Origin of the sequence: Bradyrhizobium centrosematis, assembly GCF_045571495.1 — a bacterium.
Taxonomy (GTDB): Bacteria; Pseudomonadota; Alphaproteobacteria; order Rhizobiales; family Xanthobacteraceae; genus Bradyrhizobium; species Bradyrhizobium centrosematis.
In genome coordinates this window covers 3483036-3498859 of record NZ_CP120703.1, presented here as the reverse complement: position 1 = coordinate 3498859, position 15824 = coordinate 3483036, and the positions used below count along the sequence as shown (strand labels likewise).

General features: G+C 65.3%; 18 protein-coding genes and 1 tRNA gene. 2 read left to right on the top strand and 17 right to left on the bottom strand.

Going from position 1 to position 15824, the window contains the following annotated elements; all coding sequences use genetic code 11:
* Positions 1–33 precede the first annotated feature (33 nt).
* From P6U31_RS16930 to P6U31_RS16900, 7 genes are all read right to left on the bottom strand, one after another.
* Positions 34–111, bottom strand: a tRNA-Pro gene (locus P6U31_RS16930).
* 112 nt (positions 112–223) lie between these two features.
* Complete coding sequence (locus P6U31_RS16925; RefSeq protein WP_407189506.1) at positions 224–805, bottom strand: MerR family transcriptional regulator; 582 nt, start codon at positions 803–805, stop codon at positions 224–226.
* Between the two features lie 23 nt (positions 806–828).
* Positions 829–1170, bottom strand: a complete 342-nt coding sequence (locus P6U31_RS16920; RefSeq protein WP_407189505.1) for an integration host factor subunit alpha — start codon at positions 1168–1170, stop codon at positions 829–831.
* Positions 1171–1304: 134 nt separating this feature from the next.
* Complete coding sequence (locus tag P6U31_RS16915) at positions 1305–2285, bottom strand: beta-ketoacyl-ACP synthase III (RefSeq protein ID WP_407189504.1); 981 nt, start codon at positions 2283–2285, stop codon at positions 1305–1307.
* The gene (plsX, locus tag P6U31_RS16910; protein WP_407189503.1) at positions 2282–3343 is read right to left on the bottom strand and encodes a phosphate acyltransferase PlsX; all 1062 of its coding nucleotides are present in this window, start codon (positions 3341–3343) and stop codon (positions 2282–2284) included. The genes P6U31_RS16915 and plsX overlap by 4 nt, the downstream gene beginning before the upstream one ends.
* A gap of 300 nt (positions 3344–3643) precedes the next feature.
* Positions 3644–4213, bottom strand: a complete 570-nt coding sequence (locus P6U31_RS16905) for a YceD family protein (RefSeq protein ID WP_407189502.1) — start codon at positions 4211–4213, stop codon at positions 3644–3646.
* Complete coding sequence (locus P6U31_RS16900) at positions 4210–4773, bottom strand: ubiquinol-cytochrome C chaperone family protein (protein ID WP_407189501.1); 564 nt, start codon at positions 4771–4773, stop codon at positions 4210–4212. Before P6U31_RS16900 ends, P6U31_RS16905 begins: the two co-directional genes overlap by 4 nt.
* A gap of 98 nt (positions 4774–4871) precedes the next feature.
* Between P6U31_RS16900 and P6U31_RS16895 the strand changes: the two genes are divergently transcribed.
* Positions 4872–5357 (top strand): outer membrane protein assembly factor BamE, encoded by a 486-nt coding sequence (locus P6U31_RS16895; protein ID WP_407189500.1) that lies wholly within the window; start codon positions 4872–4874, stop codon positions 5355–5357.
* A gap of 208 nt (positions 5358–5565) precedes the next feature.
* Positions 5566–6594, top strand: coding sequence for a Bug family tripartite tricarboxylate transporter substrate binding protein (locus P6U31_RS16890; RefSeq protein WP_407189499.1), 1029 nt, complete (start codon positions 5566–5568; stop codon positions 6592–6594).
* A 102-nt stretch (positions 6595–6696) separates the two neighbouring features.
* Here P6U31_RS16890 and P6U31_RS16885 read toward each other — a convergent pair whose 3' ends face one another.
* From P6U31_RS16885 to P6U31_RS16840, 10 genes are all read right to left on the bottom strand, one after another.
* Positions 6697–8817, bottom strand: coding sequence for a sodium-translocating pyrophosphatase (locus P6U31_RS16885; protein ID WP_407189498.1), 2121 nt, complete (start codon positions 8815–8817; stop codon positions 6697–6699).
* Positions 8818–9053: 236 nt separating this feature from the next.
* On the bottom strand, positions 9054–10055 hold the full coding sequence (gene thiL, locus P6U31_RS16880) for a thiamine-phosphate kinase (protein WP_407189497.1): 1002 nt from the start codon (positions 10053–10055) through the stop codon (positions 9054–9056).
* Between the two features lie 154 nt (positions 10056–10209).
* Entirely contained in the window at positions 10210–10701 is a 492-nt protein-coding gene (gene nusB / locus P6U31_RS16875) for a transcription antitermination factor NusB (RefSeq protein WP_197959233.1), read from the bottom strand.
* Positions 10702–10705: 4 nt separating this feature from the next.
* On the bottom strand, positions 10706–11197 hold the full coding sequence (gene ribH / locus P6U31_RS16870; protein WP_407189496.1) for a 6,7-dimethyl-8-ribityllumazine synthase: 492 nt from the start codon (positions 11195–11197) through the stop codon (positions 10706–10708).
* Between the two features lie 161 nt (positions 11198–11358).
* Positions 11359–11967, bottom strand: coding sequence for a riboflavin synthase (locus P6U31_RS16865; RefSeq protein WP_407189495.1), 609 nt, complete (start codon positions 11965–11967; stop codon positions 11359–11361).
* Positions 11967–13115, bottom strand: a complete 1149-nt coding sequence (ribD, locus tag P6U31_RS16860; RefSeq protein ID WP_407189494.1) for a bifunctional diaminohydroxyphosphoribosylaminopyrimidine deaminase/5-amino-6-(5-phosphoribosylamino)uracil reductase RibD — start codon at positions 13113–13115, stop codon at positions 11967–11969. The genes P6U31_RS16865 and ribD overlap by 1 nt, the downstream gene beginning before the upstream one ends.
* Positions 13112–13594: a transcriptional regulator NrdR gene (gene nrdR / locus P6U31_RS16855; RefSeq protein WP_028135990.1), complete on the bottom strand. Its 483-nt coding sequence runs from the start codon at positions 13592–13594 to the stop codon at positions 13112–13114. Before nrdR ends, ribD begins: the two co-directional genes overlap by 4 nt.
* A gap of 42 nt (positions 13595–13636) precedes the next feature.
* Positions 13637–14935, bottom strand: coding sequence for a serine hydroxymethyltransferase (glyA, locus tag P6U31_RS16850; RefSeq protein ID WP_407189493.1), 1299 nt, complete (start codon positions 14933–14935; stop codon positions 13637–13639).
* A gap of 268 nt (positions 14936–15203) precedes the next feature.
* Entirely contained in the window at positions 15204–15425 is a 222-nt protein-coding gene (locus P6U31_RS16845; protein ID WP_407189492.1) for a hypothetical protein, read from the bottom strand.
* Positions 15426–15463: 38 nt separating this feature from the next.
* On the bottom strand, positions 15464–15700 hold the full coding sequence (locus P6U31_RS16840; RefSeq protein ID WP_407189491.1) for a hypothetical protein: 237 nt from the start codon (positions 15698–15700) through the stop codon (positions 15464–15466).
* Positions 15701–15824: the final 124 nt, after the last annotated feature.

Below are 15824 nucleotides of genomic sequence, written 5' to 3'. Positions count from 1 at the left end.
ATTTCCCTAACGAGCTGTATCTCATGAAAAAAATGGTCGGAGCGAGAGGATTTGAACCTCCGACCCCTAGTCTCCCAGACTAGTGCGCTAACCGGGCTGCGCCACGCTCCGAACGTCGTTCCATTAGCTAGGATCGGTGCTTTGCGCAAGGCGAGGTCACACCATTTTGGTGTGTCCGCAGCCCAAAGTCCCCGGAACTGCGCGCAAAGCCGCCGAAAGTGCCCTAGCCGTCCTTCAGCGCCTGATCCAGCATCTCGCGGCAGGCCACGAGGTCGGCGAGCGCCCGCCCCAGACGTTCCCGGTCCAGCGCGCTGGGGCCGGCGGGTGCGGCGGCGGCACCGCCCTTGCGGAAGGTGGTGAGGATCTCCTCGTCGTCGATCTCGCTGAAACGGAAGTCGATGCCTTCCTCTTCGTCGCCCTGGTAGTCGTCATCGTCGGTATCGGCGACGCCCTTGATCGGCGCCTCCTCGTCCTCGGGCTCCATCAGGCTCGCGCCGATGGCATCCTCGAGGGCGCCGAAGGAAACCGCGGCCGCGCTGTCGGCGAGGCCCTGCACCGATTTGACGCCGTGCTCCTTCAGGATGCGCTGCACCCCGCGGATCGTATATCCCTCCCCGTAGAGCAGCCGGCGGATGCCCTTGAGCAGGTCGACGTCGTCGGGGCGGTAATAGCGGCGGCCGCCGCTGCGCTTCATGGGCTTGATCTGGGAGAAGCGGGTCTCCCAGAACCGCAGCACGTGCTGCGGGATGTCGAGCTCCTGCGCTACTTCGCTGATGGTTCGGAACGCATCCGGCGCCTTGTCCAATGCCAGTCCTTTCCGAAAGGCGGTTACGCCTCTTGTTGAGCCTTGCTGGCGTCGCCGTTGGTGCGGTGCTGGGCGTTGATCCGCTGCTTCAGGATCGCCGACGGCTTGAACACCATGACGCGGCGCGGCGAGATCGGCACCTCGGTGCCGGTCTTCGGGTTGCGGCCGATGCGCTGGCCCTTCTTGCGGACCATGAAGGAGCCGAACGAGGACAATTTCACCGTCTCGCCCTTCTCAAGGCAATCGGTGATCTCCTTCAGCACGAGTTCCACGAAGGCGGACGATTCCGTGCGCGACAGGCCCACCTTCTGGTAGACGGCTTCGCACAGATCAACTCGCGTTACGGTTTTGCTGGTCTCGGTCATCGCCCTGCCCCACATCACGGCGAACAATTGTTGTCTGAAATTAGGAGGTTACGATACGCCGGTCAACAGCGCTCATCAATGCAGACGCATCGATAATCGCGGCTAAATCCGGCAAAAGTTTATCGACTGTGGCTCTACCAGCGCACCAGCGCGGAGCCCCAGGTGAAGCCGCCGCCCATGGCTTCCAGCAGAACCATGTCGCCCTTCTTGATGCGGCCGTCCTTGCGGGCCACCGACAGCGCCAGCGGGATCGAGGCGGCCGAGGTGTTGCCGTGACGGTCCACCGTCAGCACCACCTTCTCCGGCGCGATATGGAGCTTGTGGGCGGAGGCGTCGATGATTCGCTTGTTGGCCTGATGCGGCACGAACCAGTCGATGCTGTCGGCATTGAGCCCGGTCGCCTGGAAGGCATCGACGATGACGTCGGTGATCATGCCGACCGCATGCTTGAAGACCTCGCGGCCCTCCATGCGCAGATGGCCGACGGTCTGGGTCGAGGATGGGCCGCCATCGACGAACAGCTTTGCCTTATGGCGGCCGTCGGAGCGCAGATGCGTGGTCACCACGCCGCGGTCGGTCGCGGCATTGCCCGGCTGCTCCTGCGCCTCCAGCACCACCGCACCGGCACCGTCGCCGAACAGCACGCAGGTGCCGCGGTCGTTCCAGTCGAGGATGCGCGAGAAGGTCTCCGCGCCGATCACCAGCGCGCGCTTGAAGGCGCCGGTGCGCAGGAAATTGTCGGCGGTGGCGAGCGCGAACACGAAGCCCGAGCACACCGCCTGCAGATCGAACGCCGCGCCATGGTTGATGCCGAGCCCGTTCTGCACGGCGACGGCGGTTGCGGGGAAGGTGTTGTCCGGCGTCGAGGTCGCCAGCACGATCAGGTCGATCGACTGCGCATCGACGCCGGCATCGGTGAGCGCCGCCTGCGCGGCCTTGAGCGCCAGATGCGAGGTGAACTCGCCCTCGGCCGCAATGTGCCGCTCGCGAATGCCGGTCCGCTGCACGATCCACTCGTCGGAGGTGTCGATACGCGCCGCCAATTGGGCGTTGGTCACCACCTGCTCCGGCAGATAGGAGCCGCAGCCCAGCACGACCGAACGAATTTGAGTCACGAAACAGCCTCCTGCGCGGCCTGCACGGAATTGAGTGCACCACCCTCGCGGTTGAGCATCTGATTGATCTTGTTCAGGAGATCGTAGTGAGCCATCTCATAGCCAACATCGATCGCATAGGCAAAGCCTTCGGCGCTGGTTCCGCCATGGCTCTTGACCACGATCCCGTTCAGCCCGAGCAGCACGCCGCCGTTGGACTTGTTGGGATCCATCTTGTCGCGCAGCGCCTGGAAGGCGCGGCGGGCCAAGAGATAGCCGAGCTTGGTCAGCCAGCTCCGCTGCATCTCGTTCCGGAGCAACTCTGCCATCTGGCGCGCGGTTCCCTCGGCGGCCTTCAGCGCGATGTTGCCGCTGAATCCCTCGGTCACGATGACGTCGGCCAGCCCCTTGCCGATGCCGTCGCCCTCGACGAAGCCGATATAGTCGAGCTCGGGCAGGTTCCTGGCGCGCAGGATCTCGCTGGCCTCGCGGATCTCCTCGTGGCCCTTGACCTCTTCGGTCCCGATATTGAGCAGACCGACCGTGGGCCGCTGCTTGTTGAACAGCACGCTCGCCTTCGCCGCGCCCATCACGGCCATCGACACCAGATGGTGGGCATCGCCGCCGAGCGTGGCACCGAGGTCGAGCACGACGGACTCGCCGCGCTGGGTCGGCCAGATCGCGGAGATCGCGGGGCGGTCGATGCCCGGCAGCGTGCGCAGGCAGAACCGGGCCATCGCCATCAGCGCGCCGGTATTGCCGGCCGAGATCGCGACATCGGCCTCGCCCCGCTTGACGGCGTCGATCGCCATCCACATCGATGAGGTCTTGCGGCCGCGCCGCAAGGCCTGGCTGGGCTTGTCGTCCATCCCGACGGCGACGTCGGTATGGACGATCTTCGAAGCGGCTTTGAGCACGGGGTGCTTCTCGAGCTCGGGCTCGATCCTGGCGCGATCGCCGACCAGCAGGAACTCGGTATCGCGATGCCTCTGAAGCGAGATGGCGGCGCCCGGAATGACCACGGCGGGGCCGACATCGCCTCCCATGGCGTCCAGCGCGATGCGAACCTTGCTTGGCATAGAAGTCCTGGAAACCTGGTCTGGTGCGGTCTTGAATTAGCGGGCCCGCAAATTGGGTTCGCCACGGACATGGCGATCGGCCAAGCGCCACGCCGCACCCGGACCGGGGCGCGACAATAGCGTTTTGTTACCCCGAAACAACCTCTTGCCCCCAGCCTTTTGCTTTCCGCGCGATCCGGCCGCGAAGCCCGGAAATTGCAGGAAACACATTGAAAACAATGGGATAAAGAGGTCTTTCAAACCATCCCGGCAAATGCCTCACATGGCCCTGCAAGGCGCGGCCCTTCAGGAAATGCCCGGTTACTGGCCCTTCTTGTTGTCCTGAAGGGCCTTCAGCGCAGCAAACGGATGGTCGTCCGGGTCGGGCGCGGTGACCTCTGCCTCGAACACGGCTCCCTCCTTGCGCGGATAGGGATCAATCGCCAGGAACAGGGCGTCGATGGCGAGTCGGCCGAGGTCGATGATGCCGCCCACGATCGCCTCCGGGGGATCCGCCACCTCAGCCGGGGCCTCATCGTCCTGCCCCTCCTCAATCAGGTCGGCCAGGCGCCGTGCTTCCGCCTCGGGGGCGAACATCAGGTCCACCTCCTCCTCGATCTCGCTCTCGATCGGGTCGAGCGTGACGACGCAGGTCTGGCCGACCGTGGCGTGCACGGTCCCGGTCACCTGAACCCGGCCGCCGCTCCTGGGCACCACGTCGAAGTCAGCTTCAGCGGAGAGGATCTCGCGCAGGCCTGCGACCTCCGCCATGGCCTGCCGCTCCGCAGCCGATGCCTTGAGCTGGCGATGCAGGCCCGTGTCGGGGATCTGCGCAACGATGACAGGCGCCCGCCAGGGATCGGCCTCGGATCCGGTCGTTGGTCGGCTCATGGCGTGACATCCTCGGGAAGCGCTGGAGGAAACCTGAAGGAGGCCCGCAGCAGCGCAGCCTCGTCGGTCCGGCCGAGATCGGCCTCAGTGGCCCGGGCATAGGCCGCCAGCCGCTGCGCCCGATCCAGGCCGGTCCCATTCAAGATATTCTTGCAGATCGCCCCTGCCAGTGCCTCGCCGCGGCCCTCCATGGCCTGGTCATAGGCTTGGACGCGGCCATAAAAGGCCTCGCCGAAGGCCCGCATCCGCTTGGGCACGGTCTGATCGCCCACCCCCATCTCGCGCAGATTGTCGTCCATATCCTCGCAGAAGCGATCGAACAGCGCCTGCGACAGCTCGGTGGCGCCTCCGGTTACGCCCTCAATTGTGCGCAGGCGCCGCAGCATCAGCCACAGATGCAGCAGCAACAGGTCGAAACGTCCGTTAACCGTGTCGGGCACGCCCAAGTCGCGGTAAAATATGGGTTCTCGCGCCTGCGTCACGATCATGCCATAGATGGCTTCAATGGTGCCCGCCGGGGTTCGCCGGGGTTTCCTGAAGTGATTGAACGGCCAAAGCATTGTGGTTTCCGCAAGCGGGCGCGCGCGTGTTGCATTCAGACGCCCAGCCCGGTACTTCAGCGCCTCGCGCGACGCAAGGGGACGGAATCAGTTCCGCTATGACGACAACGAACCAGACCAGCCTGCGCGCAGACAAGCGGCGCGGCCTTCATGCATGCTGGCGCGGCCTGCGCATGCTCGCGGCCGCGGCCGTAGTCGGCGCAGCTCTTGCGGGCTGCACCGGCGAGCAATTCCAGAAGGGCTACATCCTGCCGCCCGGCGCGCTGGAGCAGATTCCGATCGGCGCAAGCCAGGACCAGGTGCTGATCGTGATGGGCACGCCCTCCACCGTCGCGACCCTCGACGGCGAAGTGTTCTATTACATCTCGCAGCGCTCTGAGCGCATGGTCGCTTTCATGAACCAGAAGGTGATCGACCAGCGCGTGATCGCGATCTATTTCGACAAGAACCGGCGCGTGCGACGGCTTGCGAATTACGGCCTGCAGGACGGCAAGATCTTCGACTTCATCAGCCGCACCACGCCGACATCGGGTCAGGAGATGAGCTACCTCGCCCCGCTGTTCAAGCTGCTCAGCTTCAACTGAGTCTGCGATGCGTTCTCGAACGAAGTCGATACCGGCTTCGCCTCGAGAAAGCGCAGCAAAAAACCCGCTCCAATTCCGCCGGAAGATAAATCGGCTCTCGCCTGCGGCGTCGTGCCGCCCTGCGCGCGCCCTTTGACGCCGCATGCGACTTGCCGTCGCAAGCTCGGTTCCCTACGCTCCCTGCAAAGCAAGAAGCGAGGAGGGATTCGTGCCCAAAAAACTTCAGAACGCTAAACTTCAGACCCCCTTGTTGTCGCGCCGTCATGTGCTCACCGGCGCTGCCGGTCTCGCGGCCGCAGCGATCCTGCCGCGATCGAGCCTCGCCGACTGGAAACCGACCGAGACCGTTCGTCTCATCGTGCCGGCGGCGGCCGGCGGCTCGACCGACGTCATGGGCCGGCTCCTGGCCGCGCATCTGCAGATCGCCTGGGGCCAGTCGGCCGTCGTGGAAAACCGCTCCGGCGGCGGCGGCACCATCGGCACGGCCGAGGCGGTCCGCGCCAAGCCCGATGGCCACACCATCCTGATCGGCAATCCGGGCCCGAATGCGATCGCCTACAGCATCTTCAAGAATCTCACCTACAAGCCGGACCAGCTTCAGCCGGTCTCCAACATGATCCGGATTCCGAACATCGTATCGGCGCATCCGAAGACAGGCATCAAATCGATTCCCGAGCTGATCGCGTACCTGAAGGCCAATCCGGACAAGCTGAGCTACGCCTCCTCCGGCGTCGGCCAGAGCCCTCACCTCACCGGCGCCTGGTTTCTCCAGCTCACCGGGCTGAAGATGACCCACATCCCGTTCCGCGGCGCCGGTCCGGCGCTGCAGGCCGCGCTTGCCGGCGACATCCAGATCCTGTTCGACAATCTCTATCCCAGCCTGCCGCAGGTGCAGAACGGCACGCTCAACGGTCTCTGCGTCACCACGACCGAGCGCAGCGATCTCGCACCCAACCTGCCAACCATGCGCGAGAGCGCGCCGGAGCTGGCGAGTTTCGACATCTCGTCCTGGTTCTCGGTGTTCCTGCCCAAGGGCGTCTCGCCCGAGGTGCTGAACGCACTCAATCTCCAGGTCAAGGCGATGCTCGAGCGCGACGAGATCAAGAAGCAGATCGCCGCCATGGGCGCCCGCGCCGACTACGGCACGCCCGAGCAATTCGCCGCCTTCGTGGACGCCGAGACGAAGAAGTTCGCCGGAATCATCCAGAAGGAAGGTCTGCAGATGGACGTGCAGTAGGTCTCATCCCCGTCATTGCAATGACGCGGTGAGTGCGTCGGATCACCAAAACAAAAACCCGCGGTTTGCACCGCGGGGTTTTGTCTTTCACTTCAGCGCCGCTCAGTGCGCCAGGATCGCCAGCAGTAGAAGCGCCACGATGTTGGTGATCTTGATCATCGGGTTCACCGCGGGTCCGGCCGTGTCCTTGTAGGGATCGCCGACGGTGTCGCCGGTCACCGCGGACTTGTGGGCATCAGAGCCCTTGCCGCCGAAATGGCCGTCCTCGATATACTTCTTGGCGTTGTCCCAGGCGCCGCCGCCCGAGGTCATCGAGATCGCGACGAACAGGCCCGTCACGATCACGCCCAGCAACATCGCGCCCACCGCGGAGAACGCCGCCGACTTGCCGGCTGCGCCGCCGCCCGCGATCGCATAGATCACGAAGTAGACGACGATCGGCGATAGCACCGGCAGCAGCGAGGGGATGATCATCTCCTTGATCGCCGCCCGGGTGAGCAGGTCGACGGCCTTGCCGTAGTCAGGCTTGTCGGTGCCCTGCATGATGCCCGGCTTCTCGCGGAACTGGCGACGGACCTCCTCGACGATCGCGCCGGCCGCACGGCCCACCGCGGTCATGCCCATCGCGCCGAACAGGTAGGGCAAGAGGCCGCCGAACAGCAGGCCCACCACCACATAAGGATTGTTCAGCGAGAAGTCCGGATTGACACCGGCGAAGTAGGCGTGGTGCGCGCTGTCCCCAACGAAGAACTTGAGGTCCTGGTTGTAGGCCGCGAACAGCACGAGGGCACCGAGACCGGCGGAGCCGATCGCGTAGCCCTTGGTGACCGCCTTGGTGGTGTTGCCGACCGCGTCGAGCGCGTCGGTCGACTTGCGCACCTCCTTCGGCAGGCCCGCCATCTCGGCAATGCCGCCGGCATTGTCGGTGACCGGGCCGAAGGCATCGAGGGCGACGATCATGCCGGCGAGCGCCAGCATGGTGGCGGTCGCGATCGCGATGCCGAACAGCCCGGCGAGGCTGTAGGTGACCAGGATGCCGGCGATGATGACGATCGCGGGCAGCGCCGTCGCTTCCATCGAGACGGCAAGGCCCTGGATCACGTTGGTGCCGTGGCCGGTCACCGAGGCCTGGGCGATCGACTTCACCGGACGATAGTCGGTGCCGGTGTAGTATTCGGTGATCCAGATGATCAGCGCGGTGACGACGAGGCCGACCACGCCGCATTCGAACAGCGCCATGCCGGTATAGTCGACGCCGTCGAGCTTGCCGAAGCCGATCAGGTAGTAGATCACCAGTGCGATGCCGATGAGCGACAGGATGCCGGTTGCGATCAGGCCCTTGTAGAGCGCGCCCATGATCGACTGGCTCGGCCCGAGCTTGACGAAGAAGGTGCCGATGATCGAGGTGATGATGCAGATGCCGCCGATGGCGAGCGGCAGCGTCATCATGTTGACGAGGATCGGCGTCTTGGCGAAGAAGATCGCAGCCAGCACCATGGTGGCGACCGCGGTCACCGCATAGGTCTCGAACAGGTCGGCCGCCATGCCGGCGCAGTCGCCGACGTTGTCACCGACGTTGTCGGCGATGGTCGCGGGATTGCGCGGGTCGTCCTCGGGAATGCCGGCCTCGACCTTGCCGACGAGATCGCCCCCGACGTCCGCACCCTTGGTGAAGATGCCGCCGCCGAGACGGGCGAAGATCGAGATCAGCGAGGCGCCGAAGCCGAGGGCCACCATGGCGTCGACCACGGTGCGGCTATCGGGCGCCAGCTTCAGCGAATGAACCAGGAAGCCGAAATAGAGGGTCACCCCGAGCAGCGCCAGACCTGCGACCAGAAGGCCGGTGATCGCGCCCGCCTTGAAGGCGAGCTCGAGGCCGCCGGCGAGCGACGTCGTCGCGGCCTGGGCCGTGCGCACATTGGCGCGGACCGAGACGTTCATGCCGATGAACCCCGCGGCACCCGACAGGATGGCGCCGATGGCGAAGCCGATCGCGACGTAGAGTCCGAGGAAATAGGCAAGCAGCACGAAGATGACGATGCCGACGATACCGATCGTGGTGTACTGACGCCGCAGATAGGCCTGTGCGCCCTCACGCACCGCTCCCGCGATCTCCTGCATGCGCGGCGACCCCGCATCCGCGCTCAACACCGAAGACGTCGCCCAAATCGCGTAGACGACGGAAAGCACTCCGCAGAGCACTATCAACCATAATGCTGTCATGTGATTTTTGCCTCAGATTCCTTGATGTACCCCCGGCGCCTTTTGTTGTCCGTCGTGCGGTGCGGCGCCTTGATTTCGAACAAAGCCGCCCCTTGCCCAAAAGGGGCGGCTTCAGTCAGCCACGAGCTTGCCAAAATCAAATTGAGGGCGCAACGCCGGATCGGGCCGGAAACGCCGATCTCGGCAGGTATTTAGGACCAAGTGCTGCGAACTAAGATGCTGGTTTGGAGCAATTCCTAGAAGTGGCTGTAGGAGAGCCGCGTCAAGGCCAGTTCCTGGCCCTGCCCATCCAGGAAGCGCACCCTCTCCTTCCCCGCGACGACCGTGCCGATCGCGGTGACGGCAAGGCCCGCCGCCCGCCCGGCGGCAATCAGCGCATCGACTCGCGTCGGCGGGACCGTGCACAGCACCTCGTAATCGTCGCCCCCCGCAAGCAGCGTCTCGACGCAAACGACCTTGCGAGCGACCAGGCTTGCTGCCGGGGCCGAGAGCGGCACGCTTGCCACCTCGACCGTGGCCGAGACCCCGGAGGCCGCACAGAGTTTCACCAGATCGCCGGCGAGGCCATCGGAGACGTCCATTGCGGCGGTCGCATGATCGCGCACCGCCTGTGCCAGCGTGTTGCGCGGCTGCGGCACACGATAGCGCAGGACCAGGGCCTCCCTTGCGGTGGGATCGCTCGCAAGGGCCGCCGCTGCGGTGCCGCCCTTGAGCACGTCGAGGCCGAGCGCCGCATCGCCGACCGTGCCCGTCACCAGAATGCGATCACCCGGCCGCGCGCCGGTCCGGCCCACCATCCGCCCCTTCGGCACGCGGCCGAAGGCTGTGATCGAGATCATCTGCGGGCCTGGCGTCGACACCGTATCGCCGCCGAGCAGCGGACAGGCGAATTCTGCTGCGTCTTCACCAACCGCGTCGGCAAAGGGACGCAGCCAGGAATCCTCCTTGCTGCGCAATGCCAGCGTCAGCACGAAGCCGGCCGGCATCGCGCCCTTGGCGGCGAGGTCGGACAGGTTCACCCGCATCGCCTTGCGCGCGATGGTCTCAGGCGGATCGCTGGCAAGATAGTGTACGCCTTCGACGATGGCGTCGGTGGTGACGACGATGTCGTCGCCGGACGAGGACAGCACCGCGGCATCATCGACCAGCCCGAACGCGCCGGGATCGGTCGCCAGCGGCTTGAAATACCGCGCGATAAGGGAGTCTTCGGCGGAGGGCAGTGTTCCGTCCTGTGTCACGATAGCCGACCCGTCATCCTGAGGTGCGAGCCCTTGCGAGCCTCGAAGGATGGACGGCCGAGGTGCGACCTCAGCGGCACGCCGCCTCCCTTCGAGGCCTCCGCTTCGCTCCGGCACCTCAGGGTGACGGCTACGGCGGAAGTCGATGTCTCAACTACCCCCGCCCGAACTCGTCGCCGCGAAACTGGCGGCCGATCTGGTCGAGCACGGCGTTGACCATGCCGGTCTCCTCGCGGTCGACAAAGGCGTTGGCGACATCGACATATTCGGAGACGACGACACGGCCCGGCACGTCCTTGCGATGCTGGAGCTCGTAGGCCCCGGCTCGCAGCACCGCGCGCAGGATCGCCTCGATCCGCTTCAGTGGCCAGCCCTTCGACAGCGCCTCGTCGATCAGGGGATCGAGCTTCTTCTGGTCGCGCACCACGCCCGAGACGACGTCGCGGAAGAATGCGGCTTCCGCCGGCAGGTAGGTATCGCCCTCGACCTCGTTGCCGAGCCAATGGCTCTCGAACTCGGCGAAGATGTCGTTGATGCCGGCGCCGGCAATGTCCATCTGGTACAGCGCCTGCACGGCCGCAAGCCGCGCCGCACCGCGCCGGTTCGCCTTCTTCTCTGCCGCCGCCGGTTTCTTGATGTCAGCCATGGCTTCAGGCCCGCGCCAGGCGGCGCTTGATGCGCAGCATCGCGAGCGCCGCGCGCGCGGCATCGCCGCCCTTGTTGAGCTCGCTGGCCCGCGCCCGCGCCCAGGCCTGGTCCTCGGTGTTGACGGTGAGAATGCCGTTGCCGAGCGGCAGCTTGCGGGCCACAGCAAGATCCATCAGCGCGCGCGAGGATTCCTGCGACACAATCTCGAAATGGATGGTGTCGCCGCGGATCACGCAGCCGAGTGCGATGACGGCGTCGTAGGGCTTGCCGTTCGCCGCAGCCGCATCGACCGCGATGGCCACTGCCGCCGGGATTTCCAGTGCGCCGGGAACGGTGATGACGTCATGGGTGAGACCGGCCGCCTTCAGCTCGGCAACTGCGCCGTCCAGAAGTGCGTCCTGGAGATCGTCATAGAACCTTGCCTCGACAATCAGCGCGCGCGCGCCGGAAATGTCGGTCTGGTCCTTCAGGGGTGCGCGCCGCGCGTCTGCCATCGTTCAATCCGTTCTACTGGGGTCGGCGCTATGTAGTCGCCGGAAGCATGTAAGCCAAGTTAGATACCGTCATTCCGGGGCGGCTCGAAGAGCCGAACCCAAAATCTCGAGATTCCGGGTTCGATGCTGACGCATCGCCCCGGAATGACCGGCTTCGCCGGTCACTTCATTTCCGTCAGCCGCGCCGCATAGCGGGCCATCAGATCGACCTCGATATTGACCTCGTCCCCCGCCTTCCAGCCGCCGATGGTCGTCACCGTCAGCGTGTGCGGGATGATCAGCACCGAAAAGGTCACGTCTGCAACCGTATTGATCGTCAGCGAGACGCCGTCGAGCGTGATCGAGCCCTTGGTGGCGATGAAGCGCGCCAGCTCGCGTGTCGTCGAGAGCACGAAGCGCGCCATGTCGGGCAGGTCCTCCCGGCTGACGATGGTCGCGATCCCGTCGGCATGGCCGGCGACGATATGGCCGCCGAGCTCGTCGCCGATCTTCAGCGCGCGCTCGAGGTTGAGCCTCGTCCCGACCCTCCAGTGCTTTGCCGTCGTCAGCGCCAGCGTCTCGGCCGCGGTATCGACATCGAACCAGGTTCGACCGTCAGCAACGCCCGAGGCGACCACGGTCAGGCAGACGCCGTTGCAGGCGATCGAGGCGCCGTCGGCAATGGTGGCCTGATCGTAACAACAGGCAATCCGCAGCCGGTGCAGCTGCCCCTGCGCCGTTGGCGTGAAGCTGACGATCTCGCCGATATCGGTGACAATGCCGGTGAACATTACGCGCGCCCGTAGATGGTGAGAGTATCGTTGCCGAATGTCTCGCTAGCATGAACCTTGTAGACCTGCGACTGCGTGATTTTCGACAGGGGCAATGCATCGAGCGCATCGACGCCCGCACTGCCCACCGCTTCCACGCCGCGGAACAGCCAGATCTCATCGACCAGATCGGCCGCGACGAACGAGGACGCAACCCGGCTGCCGCCCTCGACCATCAGGCGGGTGACGCCTTTCCCGGCCAGCGCATGCAGCACGGCCGGCAGATCGAGCCCGAAAGCACCACCGGCCGGCACACGCAATATTTGCGCGCCTGCCGCCCCAAGCCGCGTTGCGGCCGCGGCTTCCGCGAGGTCAGATCCCACCACCCAGAGCGGCGTCTCGCGCGCGGAGCCCACAAGCCTGCTTGCAGCGGGAATGCGCAGGCTCTGATCGAGCACCACGCGCACCGGCGATCGCGACGCCATGCCCGGCAGGCGGCAGGTGAGAAGCGGATCGTCCGCCAGCACCGTCCCGATGCCGACCAGGATCGCATCGTTGTGCGCGCGCAAGAGGTGCACGCGATTGCGCGCCGCCTCCCCGGTGATCGCGACCGGCTTGCCGCCGGCGCCGCCGATCTTGCCATCGGGCGACACCGCGAGCTTCAGGATCACGTGCGGGCGGTTGTCGCGGATGCGCCGGAAATGCCCGGCGTGATCGAAGGCGGCTTCCGCCGCGCACAGGCCCACATCAACATGGATGCCGGCAGCCCGCAGCCGTGCATGCCCCTGCCCCGCGACTTCCGGATTGGGATCCTCGATCGCCGCCACCACCCGCTTGATGCCGGCGGCGATCACCGCATCGGCGCATGGCGGCGACTTGCCGTAATGCGAGCAAGGCTCCAGCGTGACGTAGAGCGTGGCGCCCCGCGCCGCGTCACCCGCCCGTCGTAACGCTTCAGGCTCGGCATGCGGCCGTCCCCCCGGCTGGGTCCAGCCACGGCCGACGATCACCCCATCCCTGACAACGACGGCGCCGACCGCCGGATTGGGCCAGGTGCGTCCCTGCCCCCGCCGGCCGAGCGAGAGCGCCAGCTGCATGAAACGAAGATCGGCGTCCTTGGCCTCGCGGGCCTTCTGCGCGAACTGGTCTTCCAGGATGCGGAAGATCATTTGCGGATCGCGGCGAGCCGCGCTTCCTCCTCACCGGAGAGCTCGCCGAGCACCTCGGCGAAATCCTTGGCTTCGCGGAAATTGCGGTAGACCGAGGCGAAACGCACATAGGCGACGTCGTCGAGCGTGCGCAGATGCTCCATCACGGTCTCGCCGATCACCTCCGAGGAGATCTCGGCCTCTCCCCCGGTCTCGAGCTCGCGCACGATCGTGGAGACCATCTTCTCGACCCGTTCCGGCTCGACCTGCCGCTTGCGCAACGAGATCTGCACCGAGCGCATCAGCTTGTCGCGATCGAACGGCACGCGGCGGCCGTTGCGCTTGATCACCGTGAGCTCGCGCAGCTGCACGCGCTCGAAGGTGGTGAAGCGGAAATTGCAGGCGACGCACACGCGCCGCCTGCGGATCACGGACGAGTCCTCGGTCGGACGCGAGTCCTTTACCTGCGTATCGAGACTGTTGCAGTTCGGGCAGCGCATCCGTTTGCCTTGATCAGCTTGTCTTGATCAGTTGCCTTGGCCTTACTGGTAGATCGGGAACCGGTCGGTGAGCGCCTTGACCCGTTCCTTGATCGCGGCTTCCACCAGCGGCGCCTTGCCGTCGGAGGACTGCGCGATCGCGTTCAGGACCTCGGCGATCATGCCACCAACCTGCTGGAATTCGGCGACGCCGAAGCCGCGCGTGGTCGCCGCCGGCGTGCCCAGACGAATACCGGAGGTGACAAACGGCGACTCGGGATCAAACGGAATGCCGTTCTTGTTGCAGGTGATGGCGGCGCGAACCAGCGCCTTCTCCGAGACGTTGCCCTTCAAGCCCTTCGGCCTGAGATCGACCAGCATCAGATGGTTGTCGGTGCCGCCGGAGACGATGTCGAAGCCGTGGCTCTTCATCGCTTCCGCCAGCGCCTTCGCGTTCTCGACGACGTTCTTGGCATAGACCTTGAAGTCCGGACGCAGCGCCTCGCCGAAGGCGACCGCCTTCGCCGCGATCACGTGCATCAGGGGGCCGCCCTGCAGGCCCGGGAAGATCGCCGAGTTGAACTTCTTGGTCAGCGTCTCGTCATTCCACAGCATCAGGCCGCCGCGCGGACCGCGCAGCGACTTGTGCGTCGTCGTGGTGGTGACGTGAGCGTAGGGCACGGGCGAAGCATGCACGCCGCCGGCAACGAGGCCTGCGAAATGCGCCATGTCGACCAGCAGATAAGCGCCGACGCTGTCGGCGATCTCGCGGAAGCGCTTGAAGTCCCAGGCGCGCGAATAGGCCGAGCCACCGGCGACGATCAGCTTCGGCTTGACCTGTTCGGCCTGCTTGGCCACCGCATCCATGTCGATGATCTGGTCCTCGCGGCGCACGGTGTAGTGCGCGGCCTTGAACCATTTGCCGCTCATGTTGACGGGCGAGCCGTGGGTGAGATGGCCGCCGGCGGCGAGATCGAGACCCATGAAGGTGTCGCCGGGCTGCAGCAGCGCCAGGAACACCGCCTGGTTCATCTGGCTACCGGAGTTCGGCTGGACGTTGGCGAAATTGGCGCCGAACAGCTTCTTGGCGCGATCGATCGCGAGATTCTCGGCGACGTCGACCCACTCACAACCGCCGTAATAGCGCGCGCCCGGATAACCTTCCGCGTACTTGTTGGTCATCACCGAACCCTGCGCTTCCAGCACGGCCCGGCTGACGATGTTCTCGGAGGCGATGAGCTCGACCTCGTGGCGCTGACGGCCGAGCTCGCCCTTGATGGCGGCTGCGATTTCCGGGTCGGCCTGCTCGAGCGAGGCGGAGAAAAACGAATCGGGCGCGGAGGCGGTTTTGGCGAGGGTCATCTTGCGAATATCTCCACCGCCGCAGCCTTTTGGCGGGCTACGGGCGGGTCTGGTGTGGCGTTCGGAAGCACGCGCGATCTACCACATCCCCCGCCCCCGGCCAAGCATTTGCGGGTGGGGCTCGATATTTATGCAAGATATGGTGGGGACTGAGGGCTTTCGACACCAGGACGGTTCTATCGAACCGCCCTGCCGCGAGCACCATCGAAATGGGCCGCTTTGGGCCCTTTTCCTTGCGTTCGGAGCGCCGGTCTAACCGGCCTCTCATCTACAGCCCGGTGTACCCCGCCTTCACGGGGTCCACGCTGCCGTCGAGCTGGCGCAGATAGGTCAGGCCGCAGACTGTCAACCTGTGAGTGTCTTTCTCCCCCGCCTCTACCAGAATGGTAAGATAGTTCGTGACCTTTTCACGCGCCTCCTCGCTGGCCGCGGCGGTGCGGTTGGCGAGCAGGTCATAGGTCTGCATGATGCGGTCGATGGCGGCTTCCATGGCACCCCTCTGGTTCGTCGGCATTTTGGGATTGTTGATCAGGCAACCGCGCGGACCTCGGATTGCGCCAGGAACCGGGCGATTGCCTTGTTGGCGAGCCTGATCTTGTTGAATTCGCCGTGCTGGAGCAGCTTGACGATGACCCCGAGCAGGCGTTCGTCGGTGACGAGCGTATCGGGGATCGCGCCGGAACGGCGGAGGTAGTTCGCGGCGATGGCGTAGGCCTCGCTCACGAGTTCCACGTTCATCGCCTGAAGCCCGCGCTCGACCAGCATCGACTTGTCTCCGATCCGAAGGAGATAAGCCGCGAGAGCAGACCTGGTTCCTCGCATTCGCGAAATTATTTCGCAGGTGCAAAAATATAAACGCACCGGTCCGGGGCAACTCCGGGCCGGCGCG

Excerpts from the sequence above, each read along its gene's own strand:
- P6U31_RS16920 (WP_407189505.1), bottom strand. The coding sequence starts at position 1,170 with ATGACCGAGACCAGCAAAACCGTAACGCGAGTTGATCTGTGCGAAGCC.
- plsX (WP_407189503.1), bottom strand. The coding sequence starts at position 3,343 with ATGCCAAGCAAGGTTCGCATCGCGCTGGACGCCATGGGAGGCGATGTC.
- P6U31_RS16905 (WP_407189502.1), bottom strand. The coding sequence starts at position 4,213 with ATGAGCCGACCAACGACCGGATCCGAGGCCGATCCCTGGCGGGCGCCT.
- P6U31_RS16900 (WP_407189501.1), bottom strand. The coding sequence starts at position 4,773 with ATGCTTTGGCCGTTCAATCACTTCAGGAAACCCCGGCGAACCCCGGCG.
- P6U31_RS16895 (WP_407189500.1), top strand. The coding sequence starts at position 4,872 with ATGACGACAACGAACCAGACCAGCCTGCGCGCAGACAAGCGGCGCGGC.
- P6U31_RS16885 (WP_407189498.1), bottom strand. The coding sequence starts at position 8,817 with ATGACAGCATTATGGTTGATAGTGCTCTGCGGAGTGCTTTCCGTCGTC.
- nusB (WP_197959233.1), bottom strand. The coding sequence starts at position 10,701 with ATGGCTGACATCAAGAAACCGGCGGCGGCAGAGAAGAAGGCGAACCGG.
- ribH (WP_407189496.1), bottom strand. The coding sequence starts at position 11,197 with ATGGCAGACGCGCGGCGCGCACCCCTGAAGGACCAGACCGACATTTCC.
- P6U31_RS16865 (WP_407189495.1), bottom strand. The coding sequence starts at position 11,967 with ATGTTCACCGGCATTGTCACCGATATCGGCGAGATCGTCAGCTTCACG.
- ribD (WP_407189494.1), bottom strand. The coding sequence starts at position 13,115 with ATGATCTTCCGCATCCTGGAAGACCAGTTCGCGCAGAAGGCCCGCGAG.
- nrdR (WP_028135990.1), bottom strand. The coding sequence starts at position 13,594 with ATGCGCTGCCCGAACTGCAACAGTCTCGATACGCAGGTAAAGGACTCG.
- glyA (WP_407189493.1), bottom strand. The coding sequence starts at position 14,935 with ATGACCCTCGCCAAAACCGCCTCCGCGCCCGATTCGTTTTTCTCCGCC.
- P6U31_RS16845 (WP_407189492.1), bottom strand. The coding sequence starts at position 15,425 with ATGGAAGCCGCCATCGACCGCATCATGCAGACCTATGACCTGCTCGCC.
- P6U31_RS16840 (WP_407189491.1), bottom strand. The coding sequence starts at position 15,700 with ATGCTGGTCGAGCGCGGGCTTCAGGCGATGAACGTGGAACTCGTGAGC.